The organism is Pantoea sp. C2G6 (assembly GCF_051336815.1).
Classification (GTDB): domain Bacteria; phylum Pseudomonadota; class Gammaproteobacteria; order Enterobacterales; family Enterobacteriaceae; genus Pantoea.
On record NZ_JBGMNJ010000002.1, the window covers coordinates 343,238 to 363,706 of the forward strand.

Consider the following 20,469-nt stretch of genomic DNA (forward strand, 5'->3'; position numbering starts at 1 on the left):
GATATTGACTATCAGTGGCGGCGCGGACGGCGTAACCTTTGGCTATCGAAAATCGCCTACGCATCCACGGTCGTCTGCCGCCCGTCAGGAGAAATACAGATGAAAAAGATTGGCTTCTTATCCTTTGGTCACTGGACCCCATCCCCGCAATCCGCCACCCGCTCGGCGCAGGATGTCTTACTGCAATCGATCGACTTAGCGGTCGCCGCCGAAGAGCTGGGCGCGGATGGCGCTTACTTTCGCGTCCACCATTTTGCCCGTCAGCTCAGCTCGCCTTTTCCGCTGCTGGCGGCGGTCGGCGCGCGTACCCGTAACATTGAAATCGGCACCGGCGTCATCGACATGCGCTACGAAAATCCGCTCTACATGGTGGAAGATGCCAGCGCGGCGGATCTGATTTCCAACGGTCGTCTGCAACTGGGGCTGAGCCGCGGTTCACCGGAGCAGGTGATCGATGGCTGGCGCTATTTTGGCTTTGAGCCAGCAGCGGGGGAAAGCGACGCCGATATGGGCCGCCGTCATACCGAGGAGTTCCTTGAAGTGCTGCGCGGTGAAGGCTTCGCTAAGCCCAATCCGCAGCCGATGTTCCCGAACCCGCCTGGCCTGCTGCGACTGGAGCCGCTTTCTGAAGGTTTGCGTCAGCGCATCTGGTGGGGCTCCGGCTCCAACGCCACCGCCGAGTGGGCGGCAAAAATGGGGATGAACCTGCAAAGCTCCACCCTGAAAGATGATGAAACCGGCGAGCCGTTCCACATTCAGCAGGCAAAACAGATCCGCGCCTATCGCGAGGCCTGGAAAGCGGCCGGGCATCAGCATGCGCCGCGCGTCTCCGTCAGCCGCAGCATTTTTGCGCTGGTCAATGATATGGACCGCGCTTACTTTGGCCGCAGCGGTAACGACCGTGATTCCGTCGGCTTTCTCGATGAGAAAACCCGCGCTATCTTCGGCCGCAGCTATGCCGCTGAGCCAGAGGCGTTAATCAAAGAGCTGGCGAAGGATGAGGCGATTGCCGAAGCCGACACCTTGCTGCTCACCGTGCCTAACCAGCTCGGTGTCGACTATAACGCGCATGTTATTGAGTCGATCCTGAAGTATGTCGCCCCGGAACTCGGCTGGCGGTAAATCAATGGCACCGCGTCCCACTTAGCGGGGCGCGGTGCAGCGTTCGGCAGGCAAATGCCGCGCTCTTCCTTGCCTCAATTATCTTCTCTGTTTTCCTCTGCTGTTTGGACAGCGCTGAGTTCTGCCTTTTTTACGCTGCACATCTTTTGCTCGCTATCCCGGTTTAGCTGCCGCTCAGGCAGCGATCGGCTGACCGCTGCGCACGATAAGCCGGTTGTGCAACCGCGTCGGTCGGAATAGTCTGAGGACAATCGGTGCCGCTTCGCTCCGGTCTGACTGTGCAAGAAGACACCGGTTTTCCATCGTTGGAAGCTGTCATAAAGCGTCGTATTCAAAGGGATAAGCTATCAAATATATAGGATGAGACAGGTGTGCGTTCCCGCCAATCCTCTATAGAGTAGCGATGAAAATACAAAGAAGAGGTGTGACCATGAGCAGTTCTGTTGATGAAGATGCAAAAGATGCCAAGCCAATTGTCGAAGCCGATCGGGAAGCACCGGCGGGCAAATGTCCTTTTCACGCCGGAAAGTCAAATCAGGCGCCGGGTGGCGGCACCACTAACCGTGACTGGTGGCCGAATCAACTGCGGGTTGACCTGCTGAATCAGCACTCATCCCGTTCTAACCCGCTGGGTGAAGCCTTCGATTACCGTAAAGAATTTGCCAAATTAGACTACTCCGCGCTGAAGGCTGATATTAAAGGCCTGCTCACCGACTCACAAGCCTGGTGGCCCGCCGACTGGGGCAGCTATATCGGCCTGTTTATCCGTATGGCCTGGCACAGCGCCGGAACCTATCGCTCCGTTGATGGACGTGGTGGTTCAGGCCGTGGTCAGCAGCGCTTCGCCCCGTTAAACTCCTGGCCCGATAACGTCAGTCTGGATAAGGCCCGCCGTTTACTCTGGCCGGTAAAACAGAAATATGGTCAGAAAATCTCCTGGGCCGATCTCTACATTCTGGCGGGCAACGTGGCGCTGGAAAACTCCGGCTTCCGTACCTTTGGTTTTGGTGCCGGACGTGAAGATGTCTGGGAACCGGATATGGATGTGAACTGGGGCGAAGAGGCCACCTGGCTGGAGCATCGCCACCCGGAAGCCCTGGCGCAGTCACCGTTAGGCGCCACCGAAATGGGGCTGATCTACGTTAACCCTGAAGGCCCTGAACACAGCGGCGATCCCGCATCCGCCGCCCCGGCGATCCGTGCCACCTTTGGCAATATGGGGATGAATGACGAAGAGATCGTGGCGTTAATCGCCGGTGGTCATACGCTGGGGAAAACCCACGGTGCCGCGCCCGCAAGCCATGTTGGCGTTGATCCTGAAACCGCGCCACTGGAAGCGCAGGGCCTCGGCTGGGTCAGCGACTACGGCTCCGGTGTCGGCGCAGACGCTATCACTTCCGGTCTGGAAGTGATCTGGTCCCAGACGCCTACCCAGTGGAGCAACTACTTCTTCGAGAACCTGTTCAAATATGAGTGGGTCCAGACCCGCAGCCCGGCGGGTGCCATTCAGTTTGAAGCGGTGGATGCGCCGGAGATTATCCCGGATGCGTTTGACGCTAACAAGAAACGCAAACCCACCATGCTGGTGACCGATTTAACGCTGCGCTTTGACCCGGAATTTGAAAAGATTTCGCGTCGTTTCTACAACGATCCGCAGGCGTTCAATGAAGCCTTTGCCAGAGCCTGGTTCAAACTGACCCACCGCGATATGGGGCCAAAGGCGCGTTATATCGGCCCTGAAGTGCCGCAGGAAGATCTGATCTGGCAGGACCCGTTGCCTGCACCGGTTTATCACCCGACCGTGGCTGATATTGCGCAGCTGAAAGAGAAGATCGCAGCATCCGGTCTCACTGTGACCGAGCTGGTTTCGGTTGCCTGGGCCTCGGCGTCTACTTTCCGTGGTGGCGATAAACGGGGTGGTGCGAATGGTGCCCGTCTGGCGTTGCTGCCGCAGCGTGAGTGGGAGGTCAATGCCGTAGCCGCGCGCGTGCTGCCGACGCTGGAAGGTATTCAGCGTGAAGCAAACAAAGCGTCGCTGGCGGACATTATCGTTCTGGCCGGTGTGGTTGGTGTTGAGCAAGCGGCGAAAGCGGCTGGTGTCGGGATTGAAATGCCGTTTACTGCTGGCCGGGTCGATGCGCGTCAGGATCAGACCGATATTGAGTCGTTCAACCTGCTTAAACCGCGTGCCGATGGTTTCCGCAACTACGGCACCGGCTTTGGCAAAACCACTACCGAAAATCTGCTGATCGACAAGGCGCAGCAGCTGACGCTGACCGTGCCAGAGCTGACGGTGCTGGTGGGCGGGATGCGTGCGCTGGGCGCAAACTTTGACGGCAGCCAGCACGGGGTTTTTACCCACCACGTCGGCGCGCTGAATACCGACTTCTTCGTGAACCTGCTGGATATGCGCAACGAGTGGAAAGCCACCGACGGCAGCAATGAACGATTCGAAGGACGCGACCGCGCCACGGGTGAGGTTCGCTTCACCGCTACCCGCGCCGATCTGGTATTTGGTTCAAACGCCGTGCTGCGCGCCTCGGCGGAAGTCTATGGCAGCAGCGATGCCCGCGAAAAATTCGTCAAAGACTTTGTCGCCGCCTGGACCAAAGTGATGAATCTCGACCGGTTTGAACTCTGATTAATCTCTGAGTCGTAAAGGTAACAAACCCGCTGAAGCTAGCGGGTTTGTTTATGGTGAGGGTTTTCTGCGGTGAAGAGAGAGGGGCAGAGGATGCGGCACGAGGGGACAGGCGATTCACAACGGGTGCGCTGTAATGGATTGCGCAGCCTTTTTTTACCGTGCTGCCCACAATGCTTTGTCAGGATTTACCGTATGAGCTTCTGTCAGCGAGATGGCAGCAAAATGGTGAATAGTCGCCTCGTATTAAAGCTCCATTACTTCCAGCAATTTGATCCTGCGCGCAACATAGTTAAGGACAGCTTCCCGCTGCGCTTCAGGCATATGACTTTCAGTGTAAGTATCACTAATAAGCTTATGATTGCTGACAACTTCTTTCAGCCATTTTTTTGCAAGCGCGGGATTAATATCCATACCCTGAGCAAGCAGGATAAAATCTGCTCCCACATATTCGCCATAGTCTGAATCCAGGCCCGGTGCATTTTCGGTATCATTTTCTTCACGCTCAAGCAGAGGGAGGGCTAAATATTCTCCGAACGCCGCAGGATAGGGGACCACGCTAATAAAATCATAGACTGGTGCCAGCCGGGGGGAGTGATTTTCAGGTAGTATGATGCCAATATTCCGCAGATGAAAATCGTTATTACCCAGTACATAGGCATAAACAATGCGCAAAAAGAGGTCGCGTTTACTCTTTAAGCTGTTGCTCACTCTGCTGTTCAGGAACTTAGCGGCTTTCTCATAACTGATAGTTTTTTTGTTACTGACCCTGCCATATTTATCGCTGAGTCCCATCGCACCATCCAGCTGCTCCTGATGCAATCTCCCCTGATTAGCACTCAGGCGATCATACCTTTTAATGACAAACGCCAGTTCGGTTCGCTGGTTTTCCTGCTGCCTGAAGGGCATGAGTCCAAAGGGGGGGACATCAAATTTCAGGCGTTGCATGACGCACATTGTCGCATGCTCATTCTCTGCCAGATGAGGATACTCTTCGGGTGAGGGCTTCAGGATATAGGTGCCGTCATTGTTGACAACCACCAGTTCTCCCTTCTCCAGCCGAAGTGACAGTTTGGGTTGATAGCCAGAAATGCTCATTCCTTTCTGACGCTCAGGCAGTTCCTGAATGAACTGGCTGCGCGTAAAAGGCAGGCTCAGCGCGACATTCTGCTCACCCAACAGATGCAGAATTCCTTTTTTTGAAAAGCCGGTTTTTAAGCCAGAATCATCCAGTGGGTTCAGGTTTATCAGACAGCGTTCCGTATTCATGATGTTATCTCTCTGAACACGACTGCACCGAGCAGGTCGTTACTATTTTGCATCAGTAAGCCAAACAGATCTTTATCGTCAATTTTTTGAATTTCGGAATATCGCTTACGCAACCAGCCCTCAGGGGCTAATCCTTTAAAAAAAGGATGAAGCTCCTCATTCAGATAAGGCTCACGTCTCACCGGCATGCTCAGTGATATTGCACATCCGTTATAATCGGGCAGGTAGCAAAATGAATACCCGCCATCTTGCTCACTTAATATGCCCACGGGTCTGTTGTACAGCCACACCGCTACTTTTCGATCCATACTTTTATACCCAGTTCCCTAAGCAGTGCATGGAGATTGACCGCCTTAGCAGAAGAAGGTTTAGCGATCATTCGCTTAAACGTAGAAAGTGAAACGCCAATCTGAATAGCCATCTCTTCATAGGTGATGTTCTGCCGCTTCAGCTCGCTGACTAAACGTTGCGGCAATAGAGCGAACACTTCAGGCGTCATCACCTGGCTCTTTTCCGTCATAGCTGCATCTGAGGATTGATTCTCCAATGCCCACTTTGCTATCACTTTCTTTTTTTCTGACTCAGGAAGGTTTTCCAGCAGCGAGTCAATGTCGTAAAGGTTCATTTTTGACCCTTTTAGCCATTTATTGAGCTTACACCAGGAGTATAACGCCAGAAAGGGTCATTTTTGAACCTTTATGTCCCTCCGTGGTGAATATCAGCTGTCCGTTCAGGCTAAAGTTGCGCAAAGTGTCATTTATGACCCTGAGGCTATAGAGAAGAGAGCAGTAACAGAAGCGGTATTCTTAGCCGGTCACATCAGGCTGGCAGCTGGATAGCAGGAGATAGCCGATGCCACAGATGGTACAGGCAGGAAACGAACGGTAAACAGCTACAGAAGGTTTTTTCCTTAAGTGAGCGGGATAAGCAAGGTGCCCATAAATTCATTGAAGCCTTCACCTGGCCTGAAGTTAACGGATGTTGAAGGTAAAAGGCCATCCTTCGGACAGCCATCTGGGTTAATTTTTAGTTGGATGTGATCTGATTGATAATCACGCCTTTAACATTATTTTTTTTAAAAAAATATTGAAGACAGTTCATCTGAGTAAAGTTACCGTAATTTTTAGTGTTGTTACAATATTGAACCGTATTACCATTTGGTTTATGCGAAAATAGTGATGAGAGAGTTTCTAATGAAGCGTTTAGCAAGGGAATTTTCTTAACTGTAACGCTTAAATCACCATTATAAGAAGAGCAACTTTTTGGCTGGGCGGTCCTGGCAATTGCTATAGAAGTTAAATCTCCTTGCCCCATCTCATTATCAGAGATAAACCAGTAGTTGATACCTTTAGAAGTAAGACACAGCCATGATGTCTGGTCATCGTGGTTAACAATCACGCCAGCAGTTTTTGCAATATCTGTAAGGCTGCTAAATTCCATCGAGTAGGCATGATCGCCAACAATCACATCAGGCACTAAGTTTTTATTGGTATCGTAGTTAATGATGGATGAATCGTCCTGGTAATAGTTAGCTCCGAAACTTTCCATTTGCGCAGCCATCGCTACGGAAGATGTTACGGAAAAAGCAAGAAGGATATATCTCATTTCACCTTTAACTCCCTATCACCGCTAGCCCAGATGTTCTTTCTGACGCCAAGCGGGGCGATAATACAACCTTCTGATGAATCAAGCGGATGCTTTTTGCTTGCACCATGAATACGGAAAGCCGAACGCCCACACATAGCATTACTTAAATTGGGGGTAAGGTTGAGGGTGTATTTACCCGTATGGGCTGAGTTATGAGGGGAGCCAATTGTATAAGTGCCTCTGGGAAGTGGGCCTTTACCACTTACACATTCCTTTGAGCTATCATTCTTATAACCTGTCGCACCTGCGTAATCTGCCGCGTATTTTTCACCATTCCGGGTGAAGGTGTGTGTTGCTACATCGTATTCCCAGGCCATTATGCAGTCCGTCCTTTCCATGAATCAGAGTGAATAATATTGCCATCCAGGTAGTGCCATGTGATTTTCTCGTAAGCTAAATCAACATATTCAAGGTGGTCATGCCTTTCCCATCGAGGATTTTTTATGTCCATCATAAAAGGCTCAATCTCTGTCACCTTCACGTTCTCCAGTGTAGTCCTGAAATATTCTTCTTCCTGGCCGTTATAGTTGATTCGGTAGAATTTGAATACGGCCTTTTTAAGGGTTTGACCAGAAGAGAGTGCTTTGTATAGATGGGATGATGAGTTATCAACGCTTTTCATAAATGCATATGAACTATGTAAGCGTTTTGCTGTAGCCTTGCCAGTCAGGGGATCGGTAGGCTGTTCAATGGAGTGCATTAGTTCGCTTACTTCTATGCTTCCTTCTCTGCCATTCACATCAACACTGCCTTTTACAGGCGCGCCGCCATCATCCTCAAGCCATAAGTAAACCGGAATAGCCATTCAACATACTCCTTTGTCGAGATAAAGAGGAAGATTATCTTCCTTATCGCCGGTATAGATAAAATGTTAATCAATATTTGATTGATTTGTATCAATCAAATTTCACAATCAACTGATGGTTCTGTGCAAAAAAGAAAGGGATAAATAAGCGCATTCTGAACAATGTTATCACCAGTGTAGTTGATGACTTTTGTCATTAATAATAAATTGGCGGTAACTGCGGGAGTTATTTATATTTATGGCTAAGTGGGGTGCTGACATTAAAATATTATTTAAATTTAAAAAACTGAAATTACCTGGCTATGACCGGGATAAATTCTGTTCTTAATTATGGGTGGACAAAAGCGCGTTCTCTGGTGTGAAAGGGATGAATAAACCTGCTGATGGTGCGAAAACAAGCTTACTTTGGTATCAGTAAGTGTCATTACAGCACTCACCCGCTTGTTGGTAAAAACGCAATCGAACTACCATCATATTTACCAGCCAAAGGGTATGGCTTCGAGTGAACGAGGGGGGAACGTGAAAGAAGGGATAACCAAGTGATAGAAATGCAGAAAGCAGACGTCAGTGAACGTCTGCTTTCTTGAATTTGGCTCCTCTGACTGGACTCGAACCAGTGACATACGGATTAACAGTCCGCCGTTCTACCGACTGAACTACAGAGGAATCGTTTGAACGGGGCGCATAGTAACGGCCCCGCCGGATCATGTCAAAGCTCTTTTTCACAAAATCGCACGACTGCTGAAATAGTCGCCACCGCCGGGTTTGACACCGCTTAAAAAGCCGCGACACCCCCGGAACGGGCTTGCCACCAAAGAAAACCACCGCCGCTAAAAGTGAGGTGTTTATGAGGTGTTTTCTGGCCGTCACCTGCTTGTCAGCCCCGATGGAACGTGGTTTGCCAGGATAGTTTTCTACTATCGTCACAAATATTTCATTCTGGCTTTGTCACCGGCATAAATGAAATTTAGATTTCATTTTACCCCTGAACTGCGTGTGTGGAGTGAAAATGAATAAAGTCAGAATCGGCATGATCGGCAGTGGCTATATCGGACGCTGTCATGCCATTGCTTATGCTCAGGCGCCCGCTGTGTTTGCTCTGAAAGGTGAAATTGTGCGGGAGATGCTGGCGGAGGTGAATCCTGAACTGGCGGCCCGCCAGGCGGCGGCATTTGGCTTTGCCCGCTCCACCGGCGACTGGCGTGCGCTGGTCAGCGATCCGGCGATTGATGTGGTGGATATTTGCGCCCCCAACTTTCTGCATAAAGAGATGGCGCTGGAGGCGATCCGTCATGGTAAGCATGTCTATTCCGAAAAGCCACTGTCGCTAAGTGTGGCGGATGCGCAGGAGATGGTGGCGGCAGCGGAGGCGGCCGGAGTCAAAACCCTGGTCGGCTTCAACTACATGAAAAATCCCACCAGCCAGCTGGCGAAAGAGATTATTGCCCGTGGCGAGATTGGTGAAGTGGTGCATTTTTATGGTACTCACAATGAAGATTACCTCGCCAGGCCGGAAACGCCGCTCGACTGGCACTGCCAGAAAGCGCTGGCTGGGCTGGGGACGCTGGGCGATCTGGCGGCGCATATCGTGAACATGGCGCACTATCTGGTGGGTGAGATTGCCGAAGTCAGCGGCGATATGATGACGGTGATCACCTCCCGACCCGATCCCGGTGATCCGACGCAGCAGCGACCGGTGGAAAATGAAGATCAGGCCAGCGCGCTGCTGCGTTTCCAGAGTGGCGCGCACGGTGTGATTGAAACCTCACGAATCGCCTGTGGGGCGAAAATGGGTCTGACCTATGTGGTGACCGGCACCAAAGGCACGCTGCGCTACACTCAGGAGCGGATGGCGGAACTGGAGCTCTATCTGCATGATGAACCCGCCGGACGCCAGGGATTTAAAACTATTCTGACCGGACCGGCGCATCCTGACTATGCGAACTTCTGTGTCTCAGCCGGGCACGGCATCGGCTTTAACGATCAGAAAACGGTGGAGATCCGCGACCTGATTAACGGTATCGCGGCGGGCGATCGCCTGTGGCCCGATTTCGCAGAGGGATTACAGGTGCAGAAGGTGCTGGAAGCCATTGCTCACTCCGCCGAGCAGCGGTGCTGGATAAGGGTATCAGGCTAAGCCACGCGAGAAGAGCGAGGCCAGCACGGATTAACTCACAGACAGGGCGGGAAACTGCGGCTTCCCGCCCGCACTGAATCAGATCAGACCGCTTTTTTCCCACCAGAGTTTATCCAGTGAATAAAAGCGATCGCGCTCGCTTGCGGGCTGGCTGAGATCGCGCTTCCAGGGCTTGGCCAGAATGTAGTGCAGGTTTTTCACCTCATTCTCGCGCCAGAGTCCGCTGTGCTGAAATGGCAGCGTCTTGAGAGCATTGTAGATGTAAGAGAGCGGCTGCCAGCGGTCGGCAAACACTTCGTTCAGCAGATCCTGCTCGGAGAAGGGATAGGCGCTGAGATCGTCAATGGCGTTAATGCGCTTTTCCAGCGCCGCAAACACCGCGGCGTCGGGCGTCAGTACCAGAAAACCGCCGTTCAGGTAGAGATCCACACTCTCCGGGGCAGCTTCGCCGCGTGCCTGCCAGGTGTAGTGACACTGTTCAGGCTGCCAGTCGGCGGGATAGGAGGCGATCTGGTTAGGGTTACAGCGGCAGGCGTGACAGGCGGCCAGCGGCTTATCAGCCAGATTCAGGGTAAACAGCTCATCCATGTTGCGCAGCACCAGCATATCGGCGTCCAGAAAGACTACGCGCTGGTATTCGGTCAGCTGCCAGACCCGCAGCTTGGTCCAGACCTCCCCGAACTGCGCCGAAGCGTAATGCTGATCGAGGTCGGCGCGCGGGTAGAGCGGATCGACCGGTTTTACCACGCAGCCCGCCTCCTGCAATGCCTGACAGTCAGCCGCGGAAATCGCCGGGGTGGTCATGACCACCAGCGGCCACTGGCTGTGGCTCTGTTGCAGTGAACGGTGCAGCGCTTTTACGCCCACCAGATAATCGGGTTGTGTTAACAGCGTTACCCAGGCAAACATAATGTTCCTCAGTCAGTCAAAAGTGGCGTGATGTAGTCGTTACCCAGCCGGCCCTGCGGGTCAAGCTGGTTGCGCAGGGCGCGGAAGGCGTCCCACTGCGGATAGATCTCACGCCAGTGATAGCGTTCTTCATCGTAATATTTGCCCCAGTGCGGGCGGCCACCCTCTTCGGCCAGCAGTTTTTCCACTTCAGTCAGGAAGTGCAGCCCCTCCTGAGAGAGCGAGCCATCGTCGGCGTAATAGACCACAAAGCCGAAAAAGCAGGTGGGCTGATCGGCGGCGGGACTCAGCCAGGCGGACGAAGCACCGGTGCAGCGCAGAATAATCGGGTAGTGCATATGTGGCCGGTTTTCGGCATACCACTGCTTGATGCGGCGGATAATGGCCGGGGTTTTCCCCAGCGGCACGCCGATTTCCACATTAATCTGCGGCACCGCGATGCCCCGGCAGAAGAGCTGGTAGATGTCACCGGTAACATCGGTAAAGTCGCGAAAGCGGGTCACGGTGCGAAACTGCTTACCGCCTTTACCCTCAATCTGGGTATCGCGATGCATGTGCGCCAGCGTCTGATCGATGGTGTCGTTCAGGCTCTCATCCACTTCACCCTCGTGTTCTACCACCTGGCGATCCTGCTGCTCATAGCGCTGGCGCTCCTCCTCGCTGGCTTGGTGGGCGTTCCAGACGTGCACCAGATTGTCATCGACAAACCACCAGGCTTTACTCAGCGGATAGTCGTTGTTCCAGCGCAGCAGATCCTCTTCCAGGGTATCGGCGGAGACGGCGTTTTTGTGGCAGGTGAAAATGCGAAACGGCTCGGTACGCAGCGTCACGGCGGTGACAATGCCGAGTGCGCCCAGCGAAACCTGCGCCGCCGGGAAATCGGGCTCGCCGCGGATGAACTCGCGGATGGTGCCATCGGTCAGCACCATACGGATCGCCAGCGCTTCATCAGCAATCGAACTCTGCTGGAGTCCCTGGCCGTGGGTGCCGGTCGCCATCGCGCCAGCCAGCGTCTGAATGGCAATCACGCCAGGCGAGGAGGCGAGCATCCGGTTCATTGAGGTCAGGTGGCGATAAACCTGATCAAGCGGCGTCGCGCCGCCGAAGGTCACACTCTGTTCATCACTGGCGATCGCACCGCTTAACGCGCTGAGATCGAGCAGCAGGTCATCATCTTTGACGTGCAGCATCCGGCCGGGTGACAGTTTGCTGCCAATGACGCGGATCTGGCCGCGTGTCTGACGGATCATCTCCTGAAGCTCCGCTTCACTGGCGGGGCGCTGAACCTGGTGGCGGTGACCAATTTGCGCGTTCTGGGCCCAGTTCCATAGCGCATCATCACTGGGGTCGATCCGGGTCTGACGAAGCGGATAGAGGTGTGCGTCTCTGCTCACAGCAGCATTCCTTTTTGACAGTTTTATGACGAATGTTTAGTAAGCGTAGACCATGACTAAGCGAAGCCCGTACGGGTCATGCGGATTTGCGGATATAGCGTAACGTTGCGGTGACCGCCAGCTGGCGATTGCGACGGATACTCTCTTCTTCGCTATTATCCGGGCTGAATAACGCATTGAAGGTATAGCGGTTTGAGACATGATGAACGCAGATACTGCTGATCAGGCGGTGCACATCGATGGTCTGCACATCGGCAGTAAACACGCCCTGTTGCTGACCGCGCGCCAGGATCTCATCCAGCAGATCCAGCGCGCTGCGGTTCAGCGCTTTAATCTGCGGTGACTGGCTGATATAGCGGCCGCGCAGCAGATTCTCGCTGCACACCAGCCGCATGAAATCGGGATGGGCAACGTGATAATCGAAGCTGGCTTCCACCAGGCGGGTCATTGCCAGCTCCGGCGTCATCGCCGCCAGGTTCAGTCCGGTTTCGTGCTGACGGATCTGCTGATAGACCTGCTCCAGTACCGCAATATAGAGCTGTTCTTTATTGCCAAAGTGATAGATCACCATGCGCTTGGTGGTGGAGGCATACTCGGCGATCTGCTCCACTCTTGCCCCCTGCATACCAAATTCAGCAAAGGTTTTCAGCGCCCCGGCGAGGATGCGTTTCTTTAATCCCTCGGGATCGTTTTTACGTCTGGTTATCTCTGACATGGTGCTCTGTAAGGTGATTTTCCCGCGAAGAATGGTAGCACAGCGTTGATCAGATACCGTCAAACGTCAGCAGGCGGATTCTGCTGCCTGGCACAGCCCGGCTGATTACAGGTATAATCCCGGAAAATGCGTTTACAGATTCAGAGGCGATAATGACAAAGCTCACCTTACAGGAGCAGATGCTGAAAGCAGGATTAGTCAGCAGTAAAAAAATGGAGAAGGTCCAGCGCACCGCGAAGAAATCACGGGTTCAGGCGCGTGAGGCCCGGGCGGCGGTGGAAGATAACAAAAAAGCCCAGCAGGAGCGGGATAAGCAGCTGAACGAGCAGCAAAAGCAGGCGCTGTTAGCGAAAGAGTACAAAGCGCAGGTCAGGCAGCTGATTGAGATGAATAAAATTGATGTCGCAAAAGGCAATATCACCTTTAACTTCACCGACAATAACCTGATCAAAAAAATGCTGGTAGACAAGCTGACCCAGACACAGCTGATCAACGGCCGACTCGCCATCGCCCGTCTGGTGACCGATAGCAGCGCGGAGAGCCAGTACGCGATCATCCCGGCCAGCGTCGCCGATAAAATCGCCCAGCGCGATGCCAGCGCCATCGTCCTGAACAGTGCGCTGAGTGAAGAAGCGCAGGATGAAGACGATCCTTATGCCGACTTCAAAGTCCCTGACGATCTGATGTGGTAAAGCCAGGCGCAGCCCGCTTCAGAACGGGCTGTCTTGCGCGGTGACGATGGTCTCGCCGCTGACCGGATGAACAAAACGCAGTTCACTGGCATGCAGCATCAGCCGCGCGACCTGTTCCGTGCCTGGCAGCAGGCGGCCGCCATAGAGATCACATCCCAGAATCGGGTGTCCCAGCTGCTGGCAGTGAATACGCAACTGATGGGTGCGCCCGGTTTCCGGCAATAGCCTGACCCGCGTTACCGGCACGCTCTCTCCCTGTGTCAGCGGATAATCGCCTCGCGCCATAACCTGATAACCTGAGCGCGCCGGCTTGCCGTGGCGGTCGCAAATCACCATGCGCGGAAACTGCGCCGGATCTTTCGCTATCGCGGCATCAATCACCCCCTGATTTTGGGGAAGATGCCCGCACAGCAGCGCCTGATAAACTTTGGTCACGCTTCGCTGGCTGAACTGCTGGCTCAGAGCCGCGTTGATCGCTTTATAACGGGCGACCACCATCAGCCCGGAAGTGCCAAAATCGAGCCGGTGAACCAGCGTGCAGCCGGGAAAATCTCTGACCAGCCGGTGATGCACGGAGTCGAGGTTTTGCGGATTTTTGCCCGACAGACTCAGCAACCCGCTGGGTTTACTGATCACCAGCAGATGGTCGTCCTGATAGAGAATGGCTATCTCATCGTGGCAGGGTGGGGCAATAAAAGTATCGATAATCGCAGACATCGGGCAACCGCAGAGTAAAGGGCAGAGGATAATAACGGATTGTCCGGCCAGTGACGAACCTGACGGCAGCGAATGCCGCTGTCAGGCAAAAAAACGGCGGTGCCGGGTGCCTCCCGGTAGAGAACAGATGTTCTCCGCGCCAGCTTCATCATCCCCCTCAGAATTATGATCGCCAGACGCCCCTTCGCTGAGAAGAGATCCACCGCCGTTTGCAGACGCTTCCTGATTGCCCGCTATCGAAGCGTAGCTGGAGAAAACCGAAGCGGGAAGGCTGAATGAAAATAGATCGCCAGATTTCTTTCTGGCCTCGACCCGGCAGGGCGTGATGCCGTGGCTGGAGGCGACCGCATCCTGCAACGCGGGCGGATATTTTCCCGGTTAACACCGGTTGTACACCTTTTTTCCTGATATTCAGAAATCAGATGGTTTCATAAGTGATTGTCTGAAAACAAATTATCACAGCACTAAAAAAAAGTTCCTTTTTGTGCACAATATTTCTGTACAACTTTGCCTGGTTTGTATAACTTTGCCCTATCGTTCTTCGTTTAATTAATGTACAACAAGGGGTGGTTCATGCAGCAGAATCTGCGCTCGCCTGACTCGTCAGAATTTATTGCCGCTTTTTTTACTAAAGCCTCACAGCCTTCGCAGCAGGAGACGCTGGGAACCGTGGTAGTGGAGATCCTGCGTTCAGGCCGTAGCCTGAACCGCAAAGCGCTCTGTTCACGGCTGCTGGTCCGGCTGGAGCTGGCCGAAACGCCGGATGAAGAGCAGCATTTGCAGACGTTAATCGCCCTGCTGCTGCGCGACTGACGGGTTTCTGCCCGGAACAGAAGATTGTTGCCAGGCAGGTGATTACCCTTTCAGTGAGTCGATCAGATATGAATAAAAAAGAGAAGCTCAGCGAGATTCTCATTGGTGAAGCGGTACTGGCGTTACTTGAAGCGGACGAAGCCATTTCCTGGCGTGCTCTGCTTGGCAAACTCCAGCTTAAGCTCGCCGAAGGTTTGGATGAGGATCGTACGCAGGCCGCAATGCTTGCGATTCAGGAAGTGAAGGCCGAAATGCGTTCGCGCGGCACCCGCAGGGGCGGCGAAGCGGACAACGTCGTTACTCTCACTCGCCATGGCAGTGACAGTGACTCAACCAGACACTGACCCCGACCGACGGGGCAAGGCGGAAGCGCGAAGCGAATATTGCGCGCCGCAGGGAGCAAACTTTGATGCAGCAGACAGCCACCGAAACCGATGTTCTCTCTTTTTTGCATAGCGCTGGCGATCAGCTGGCTCCAGAGGCAGAAGTGCTGGGCACGATTATCCAGTCGATCGTCGCCAGCGGCCGCAGAGTGACTAACAAAGCAATTATTCTTTATCTGATTGGCGAACTGGAAGGTACCACCGATATTGTGCGCATGGACGTGCTGCGCAGCTGCCTGGAGATCGTGGTCGGCCGCACCCCGGATGACAATATCTGATCTTCACTCCGCGACGCCTGTCGCGGAGCCTCTCTCTGCCCGCTTTACCGGTTCTCCTCCGATTCTCCGCTTATCGCTTCACCACTCTGAGTGACCAGCTGCGTTTTATGGCTCTGATGTGATTCAAATCCGCCGTGTGCGGCGAACACGGAGCAGACCGTCGCGGCCAGCAGGGTAAGGAGAATGGAGAGTTTCATCGAGGCGTCCTTTCAGTCATCAGAGATAAAGGGTATTAGCCTGGCAGGCGGAGGGCAGGGCGCAAAGAGAACAATCTGAAACTGGCTGCCCGGCAGAAATTCCCGCCTTCCCCACACCGCTGTTTTCGCCCTTATCACGACGATCTCATCGCAGGAAAAGCCTGGCGAAACCGCCTGTTCAACGCTTTTTTCTCTCTTTTTTCCGCTTTTTTGCAACAAATCCGGGCAGAACTGCGTGTTGCGACTACAGTCTCTGGTGAGGTTGGTATCAATTCCCACTAATGGAGGATTTTCAGTGTTATTTCAAAACGACGAGAAAGGCCACGTCATTATTGGCGAAGCGGCACTCAGCCTTGCATTGGGTGAAAAGGAAATCAGTGTTGCCACGCTTTTTACCGAGCTTGGCCATATGGCCAAATCTGAAAACAACACTGACCGGATGATACAAATTACCCAGGCCAGAAACTGGCTGCGGAGTTTTGAGTCACCGGCGATAGCCCTACAGCGAGTGCCCTACCTGCAAACACTTGCAGGCCTGAACGAAGAGCTGAACTAGCAGTAAGTGAACTGACGCCAGTGGACGTAGTCCGGCTCCGGCCGGAAAACGACGAAGCGAACAACCTCATCGGTTACGCGAGAGCGTATACCGGCCGGAGAAACTGTCAGGGACGACACTTCATCCGCATCAGCCAGCGCCAGAGTTCTGGCTGCCTCAATGCTCACGCTTCTTAATCACACCTTATCCATGCTCCCTGTCGCCGCCAGGCTTTGTGCCAGAGGGGCTGCCGGACAGGCCTGGTGCTGCATAGCGCTTTGCAAGCCGCAGGTATCAGGCACAGACACGATCGTTCCAGCTGTCGCGGTAGAAAATATTGCCTTGATTATGTTTCCAGGTAATCGCCCGATAGCGTAATTCAAGCGTTTCCTGATGCGTACTGCTTATTCCGTTCGGCGCGAGATAGGGGGAAACGGTTGTAATTTTGACATCTTCCAGAATGATATTGAAATAGTCTGACTCCACCCCGGATTCCAGAATGCGGTACATTTTTATTGTGGCTTTTTTCAGAGTCCGGCCTTCACACACCGCGCGATAGAGCAGCGGAGTTGTCACATCAAACTCTTTAACAATAACAATCGGCTTGTGAACACGCTGTCCGGTCAGTTTTCCCCAACTGGGGTCAACCGGAATGGTTACGCCGTGGGAAAAAGATTTTAACTCAATAGAGCCGGTGCGCAGCGGCATGATACAGGGACCGGTAATCGGTGCGCCGTTTTCATCTTCAAGCCATAAATGTGCAGGAGCAGACATCGTGATTTCCTTATAAAATAATTCAGCATAAACGGGTTTATGAGCATTACCATTTCACATAACGATAAAAGATAACTATCGTGATGAAGAAGAATAGAGGAATTAACCAGACAGGACTTTCCGGAAGAAAAAAAGCCTGTACTAACGCGAAGATGATAGTCAGTACGGTAGGGCCGTAATAGGAAATCAATGACCTGAATAATCGCCTGAATATTCTTTGCATACTATTTAACATGATTAGCGGATCATCCTGGTGATGATGTCTGCGATGCGATCATTTGATAAGGGCGGCCTGAAGGCATTTGCCCGCTCAAACAAAGGCTCTACTAGAAAGTACATCATTTCCAGTTGTTGGGCATAAAGCGCAGTGTAGTAAGCGGGATAGAGAGAGTGAAGGCGATGAGCACTGTCGGCTGCCTTTTGAATAACGCCGTATACGCTGATCCCTGTCAATATCCCTGCGGTCCGTTGCCCCAGCAATGCCGTCATTTGAAGGTTAAGGTTCAATCCGATAGCGATGGCAGATGCAATAGCTAAGGTAAATCCGGCGCTTGTCAGCGAGCTTGCAGCAATATGTATATTAACCGTCATTAACTTTCTTTTGATCTGCTCTAGCTGATCGGAGGTTTTATATCTTAATATCTCTGCAAAATACAATCTGAGCATGTCAAAGACCACGCTGTCATGCTGAAGAAGATGTATCACGCCATTTTTGAAACGGATATCCTCGATTTTCTGTTGCTGGCAAACTTCCTGATACGCATCGGTGAAACAGGATGTGTAATAGAGCGCCCGTTTTGCACCAGCCCCGAGAGTGTCAATCTGATTCGAAACGGCGTCAGCCACGCCCGATAAGGCATGGTCAAGTTTAAGGGCGAGAATATGACAGGCTTGCAGATAACGAATCACTTCATCCCTGTAATACATAGCGGCTCCATGCTATATCACGTCGAATCCTGTCAGGAAGAATACGCCTTCCCGATTAATCAGTAAACCAGCGATTATCGGTTAGCCGGAGCTGTTAAATATCAGCGTAATGGATCTTGCTATAATAGGGATTTTATTGCGCAGGGATAATGAATGAAACAGGTCATCTTCCTGGGCCATTAAACAGGTTGTTTGCCCGGCGGGCTATTCTGTCAGGCTGGGCATCAGATTAATTTCAGGATTTTTGCGCGATAATCCGGGTGATGAGCAGAGAAGGGTGGATTTCGTTAGCGAGGTTCAGCAGAGAGTGAAATCTCTGCTCAATATAAGCCAGCCCCGGTTACTCAGGGCTGGCTTATTACAAAACCTTTCCGGCAGGATGATATTGCCGGTCAGCGATTAAAAACTTTCCCAGCTGCCATGGGCTGATGCCTGAGCTGGCGTGCTGGTGACTAAACGCGGTGTGACCAGCGGTGCGGCCTGGGCAGTACTTTTCCGCTCCCCGGCAAGACGGAACACCGCCACTGTTTTCTCCAGTTCATCTGCCTGTGACTCCAGTGAACTGGCCGCGGCAGAGGATTGTTCAACCAGCGCGGCGTTCTGTTGCGTGGTGGTGTCCATTTCAGCCATCGCGGTGGCTATCTGAGAGATGCCGCGGTTTTGCTCATCGGAGGCCGCAGCGATTTCACCCATAATATCCTTAACCTGGCTGACAGAGCGCACAATATCCTCCATGGTATTCCCGGCGCGCTCCACAAATTCAGAGCCATCATTCACCCGGTCAAGCGACTCACGAATCAGGGTTTCAATCTCTTTAGCCGCCAGTGAACTGCGCTGCGCCAGATTCCTTACCTCACCGGCCACCACCGCAAAGCCGCGTCCCTGTTCGCCGGCACGGGCGGCTTCAACCGCCGCGTTCAGGGCCAGGATATTGGTCTGGAAGGAGATGCCGTTAATCACATTGATGATTTCGCCAATTTTCCCTGAACTCTGGCTGATGTTATTCATGGTGACGATAACATCACGAATAATCTCGCCGCCGCGTCCGGCATTGACGGAGGCCTCTGTCGCCAGCTGGCTGGCATGATGCGCGTTTTCGGCGTTCTGTTTCACCGTGGACGACAGCTCTTCCATGCTGGCAGCCGTCTGTACCACCGCGGCCGACTGCTGTTCTGTGCGCGATGAAAGGTCACTGTTACCCGCTGCGATCTCCGCCGACGCCCGTGCCACGCTGCCGACACCGTCACGTACGTTAGTGATGATGTTTTGCAGACTCAGATTCATCGCATCCACCGCCTGCATCAGCTGACCTAACTCATCACCGCGTGTCGTCTGAAGTGAGATGGTTAAATCGCCCCCGGCGATACGCTGGGCGGCATTCAGCGTTTCTTTCAGTGGCAGCGTGATGTTACGGGTGATCCGCCAGGCGATCAGCAGACTCAGCACCACACAAATCACCGCGGCTAACGCAATACGCCACTCCGCCTGTTTAATAAATTCCGCTGACAGTACGGATTGATAGGTGAAAGTATCCGATACTGCGCTATTCAGCCGCTCGGCGGCGGCGGTCAGACCGGTCGATTCGCTCTTCTCGCGCTCTGTCGCCTCTATATAGAGCGGGAAAAACGGGCTCTGTTGAGCCAGCGTGCTCACCACATTGGCGGTTATCGCGGTGATCTCCGCATGGTTAAAACCGTCAAGCTGCTTACTCAGGCCATCAATGGCGGTAAACACCGTCATCACCGCCGCTTTGTTCGCTTCAGAGGGCTTATCAAGAAAGGCGTTTTCAAGATTCGCCGCATCGAACAGCGCTGCGGTCAGACGCATCACCGGCAGGGCGGCATCGGGTAACGTTGTCAAATCCAGAGATTCAAGCTGATGCGCCATGGCAATCAACGCATCCGGTTTTATTGCCGTAAAGTCGGTGCTGGTGGTCTGGGCCGAAGCGATAAATTTTTGCCGCTTCGCCTGATACTCCTGCAAGAGCTGGCCTAACAGCGTGACCTTCTGCTGCCCGGTTTCATCCCACTTAAAGCCATTCAACTGGGTGAAGAGGGCATCTAACTCTTTCAGCGCCTGCGCGTTCTGTGCGGCAAACTTTGGATCTTTGGTGTACTGAAAGAGGGTGCGGTTCAGGCGTGCTTTACCCAACGTATTTACCATCTCTACCGTGGTGGTACGGCGTGCTGAGTTGTCTTTAATACTACGGAAACAGTCAAAAGCAAGAAACGTAATGGCCAGAGAAGCTGCGATGACGATGATAAAACCGACACCCAATTTCTTGCCAATTTTAATATCAGAGATGCGTTGAGAAAGGCCCATGGTTTTTACCTTTAGTAAGAGAGCAGAAGCAAAATAGAGGAATATCAGTAATCTCAATCGTGATCTCCTTATCGTCATGGGCTGATAAACCTTTAATCTGATTTATGCTGAGTTAACGAGGTAATTAATTAGAGGATTAGTATTTCATCGGGTGATTATCTGGCTTAAAAGATTAGGGTTTATATGTAAGCC

22 protein-coding genes and 1 tRNA gene are annotated in these 20,469 nt (G+C 52.8%); 8 read left to right on the forward strand and 15 right to left on the reverse strand.

The window, feature by feature from the left end; genetic code table 11:
* The first annotated feature begins 99 nt into the window (after positions 1-99).
* Complete coding sequence (locus ACCW71_RS04980; protein ID WP_436369976.1) at positions 100-1,122, forward strand: LLM class flavin-dependent oxidoreductase; 1,023 nt, start codon at positions 100-102, stop codon at positions 1,120-1,122.
* A gap of 430 nt (positions 1,123-1,552) precedes the next feature.
* Positions 1,553-3,763: a catalase/peroxidase HPI gene (gene katG / locus ACCW71_RS04985; RefSeq protein WP_436369977.1), complete on the forward strand. Its 2,211-nt coding sequence runs from the start codon at positions 1,553-1,555 to the stop codon at positions 3,761-3,763.
* Positions 3,764-4,009: 246 nt separating this feature from the next.
* On the opposite strand, the gene ACCW71_RS04990 is transcribed toward katG, so the two are convergent.
* From ACCW71_RS04990 to ACCW71_RS05020, 7 genes are all read right to left on the reverse strand, one after another.
* Positions 4,010-5,032 (reverse strand): type II toxin-antitoxin system HipA family toxin, encoded by a 1,023-nt coding sequence (locus ACCW71_RS04990; protein ID WP_436369978.1) that lies wholly within the window; start codon positions 5,030-5,032, stop codon positions 4,010-4,012.
* On the reverse strand, positions 5,029-5,340 hold the full coding sequence (locus ACCW71_RS04995; protein ID WP_436369979.1) for a HipA N-terminal domain-containing protein: 312 nt from the start codon (positions 5,338-5,340) through the stop codon (positions 5,029-5,031). The genes ACCW71_RS04990 and ACCW71_RS04995 overlap by 4 nt, the downstream gene beginning before the upstream one ends.
* Positions 5,325-5,657, reverse strand: coding sequence for an XRE family transcriptional regulator (locus ACCW71_RS05000; RefSeq protein ID WP_436369980.1), 333 nt, complete (start codon positions 5,655-5,657; stop codon positions 5,325-5,327). Before ACCW71_RS05000 ends, ACCW71_RS04995 begins: the two co-directional genes overlap by 16 nt.
* A gap of 401 nt (positions 5,658-6,058) precedes the next feature.
* Positions 6,059-6,637 carry a hypothetical protein gene (locus ACCW71_RS05005; protein ID WP_436369981.1) on the reverse strand — a complete coding sequence of 193 codons (579 nt, stop codon included), beginning with the start codon at positions 6,635-6,637 and terminating at the stop codon, positions 6,059-6,061.
* The gene (locus ACCW71_RS05010) at positions 6,634-6,996 is read right to left on the reverse strand and encodes a tlde1 domain-containing protein (protein ID WP_436369982.1); all 363 of its coding nucleotides are present in this window, start codon (positions 6,994-6,996) and stop codon (positions 6,634-6,636) included. Before ACCW71_RS05010 ends, ACCW71_RS05005 begins: the two co-directional genes overlap by 4 nt.
* Entirely contained in the window at positions 6,996-7,484 is a 489-nt protein-coding gene (gene tssD, locus ACCW71_RS05015) for a type VI secretion system tube protein TssD (RefSeq protein ID WP_436369983.1), read from the reverse strand. Before tssD ends, ACCW71_RS05010 begins: the two co-directional genes overlap by 1 nt.
* A 590-nt stretch (positions 7,485-8,074) precedes the next feature.
* Positions 8,075-8,150, reverse strand: a tRNA-Asn gene (locus ACCW71_RS05020).
* A gap of 343 nt (positions 8,151-8,493) precedes the next feature.
* Between ACCW71_RS05020 and ACCW71_RS05025 the strand changes: the two genes are divergently transcribed.
* Positions 8,494-9,621, forward strand: coding sequence for a Gfo/Idh/MocA family protein (locus tag ACCW71_RS05025; protein WP_436369984.1), 1,128 nt, complete (start codon positions 8,494-8,496; stop codon positions 9,619-9,621).
* A gap of 78 nt (positions 9,622-9,699) precedes the next feature.
* Here ACCW71_RS05025 and ACCW71_RS05030 read toward each other — a convergent pair whose 3' ends face one another.
* The 3 genes from ACCW71_RS05030 to ACCW71_RS05040 all read right to left on the reverse strand — a co-directional run bounded on the left by ACCW71_RS05030 (position 9,700) and on the right by ACCW71_RS05040 (position 12,639).
* Positions 9,700-10,530 (reverse strand): glycosyltransferase family 8 protein, encoded by an 831-nt coding sequence (locus tag ACCW71_RS05030; RefSeq protein WP_436369985.1) that lies wholly within the window; start codon positions 10,528-10,530, stop codon positions 9,700-9,702.
* Positions 10,531-10,538: 8 nt separating this feature from the next.
* A complete protein-coding gene (locus tag ACCW71_RS05035; protein WP_436369986.1) occupies positions 10,539-11,924 on the reverse strand; it encodes a D-arabinono-1,4-lactone oxidase in 1,386 nt (461 codons plus the stop codon).
* Positions 11,925-12,000: 76 nt separating this feature from the next.
* Positions 12,001-12,639, reverse strand: a complete 639-nt coding sequence (locus tag ACCW71_RS05040) for a TetR family transcriptional regulator (protein ID WP_436369987.1) — start codon at positions 12,637-12,639, stop codon at positions 12,001-12,003.
* A 152-nt stretch (positions 12,640-12,791) separates the two neighbouring features.
* Between ACCW71_RS05040 and ACCW71_RS05045 the strand changes: the two genes are divergently transcribed.
* Positions 12,792-13,331 (forward strand): DUF2058 domain-containing protein, encoded by a 540-nt coding sequence (locus ACCW71_RS05045; protein ID WP_436369988.1) that lies wholly within the window; start codon positions 12,792-12,794, stop codon positions 13,329-13,331.
* Between the two features lie 18 nt (positions 13,332-13,349).
* On the opposite strand, the gene ACCW71_RS05050 is transcribed toward ACCW71_RS05045, so the two are convergent.
* On the reverse strand, positions 13,350-14,048 hold the full coding sequence (locus tag ACCW71_RS05050; protein ID WP_436369989.1) for an RluA family pseudouridine synthase: 699 nt from the start codon (positions 14,046-14,048) through the stop codon (positions 13,350-13,352).
* A gap of 573 nt (positions 14,049-14,621) precedes the next feature.
* On the opposite strand from ACCW71_RS05050, the gene ycgZ reads away from it, so the two are divergent.
* From ycgZ to ACCW71_RS05065, 3 genes are all read left to right on the forward strand, one after another.
* Complete coding sequence (gene ycgZ / locus ACCW71_RS05055) at positions 14,622-14,861, forward strand: regulatory protein YcgZ (protein WP_436369990.1); 240 nt, start codon at positions 14,622-14,624, stop codon at positions 14,859-14,861.
* Positions 14,862-14,929: 68 nt separating this feature from the next.
* Positions 14,930-15,205 (forward strand): hypothetical protein, encoded by a 276-nt coding sequence (locus ACCW71_RS05060; RefSeq protein WP_436369991.1) that lies wholly within the window; start codon positions 14,930-14,932, stop codon positions 15,203-15,205.
* 65 nt (positions 15,206-15,270) lie between these two features.
* On the forward strand, positions 15,271-15,522 hold the full coding sequence (locus tag ACCW71_RS05065; RefSeq protein ID WP_436370167.1) for a biofilm/acid-resistance regulator YmgB/AriR: 252 nt from the start codon (positions 15,271-15,273) through the stop codon (positions 15,520-15,522).
* A 44-nt stretch (positions 15,523-15,566) separates the two neighbouring features.
* On the opposite strand, the gene ACCW71_RS05070 is transcribed toward ACCW71_RS05065, so the two are convergent.
* The gene (locus ACCW71_RS05070; protein WP_436369992.1) at positions 15,567-15,719 is read right to left on the reverse strand and encodes a hypothetical protein; all 153 of its coding nucleotides are present in this window, start codon (positions 15,717-15,719) and stop codon (positions 15,567-15,569) included.
* 295 nt (positions 15,720-16,014) lie between these two features.
* On the opposite strand from ACCW71_RS05070, the gene ACCW71_RS05075 reads away from it, so the two are divergent.
* Positions 16,015-16,275 carry a hypothetical protein gene (locus tag ACCW71_RS05075; RefSeq protein WP_436369993.1) on the forward strand — a complete coding sequence of 87 codons (261 nt, stop codon included), beginning with the start codon at positions 16,015-16,017 and terminating at the stop codon, positions 16,273-16,275.
* A 273-nt stretch (positions 16,276-16,548) separates the two neighbouring features.
* Here ACCW71_RS05075 and ACCW71_RS05080 read toward each other — a convergent pair whose 3' ends face one another.
* The 3 genes from ACCW71_RS05080 to ACCW71_RS05090 all read right to left on the reverse strand — a co-directional run bounded on the left by ACCW71_RS05080 (position 16,549) and on the right by ACCW71_RS05090 (position 20,277).
* Positions 16,549-17,028, reverse strand: coding sequence for an Hcp family type VI secretion system effector (locus tag ACCW71_RS05080; protein ID WP_436369994.1), 480 nt, complete (start codon positions 17,026-17,028; stop codon positions 16,549-16,551).
* 237 nt (positions 17,029-17,265) lie between these two features.
* Entirely contained in the window at positions 17,266-17,955 is a 690-nt protein-coding gene (locus ACCW71_RS05085; RefSeq protein ID WP_436369995.1) for a hypothetical protein, read from the reverse strand.
* A 399-nt stretch (positions 17,956-18,354) separates the two neighbouring features.
* Positions 18,355-20,277 carry a methyl-accepting chemotaxis protein gene (locus tag ACCW71_RS05090; RefSeq protein WP_436369996.1) on the reverse strand — a complete coding sequence of 641 codons (1,923 nt, stop codon included), beginning with the start codon at positions 20,275-20,277 and terminating at the stop codon, positions 18,355-18,357.
* Positions 20,278-20,469 lie beyond the last annotated feature (192 nt).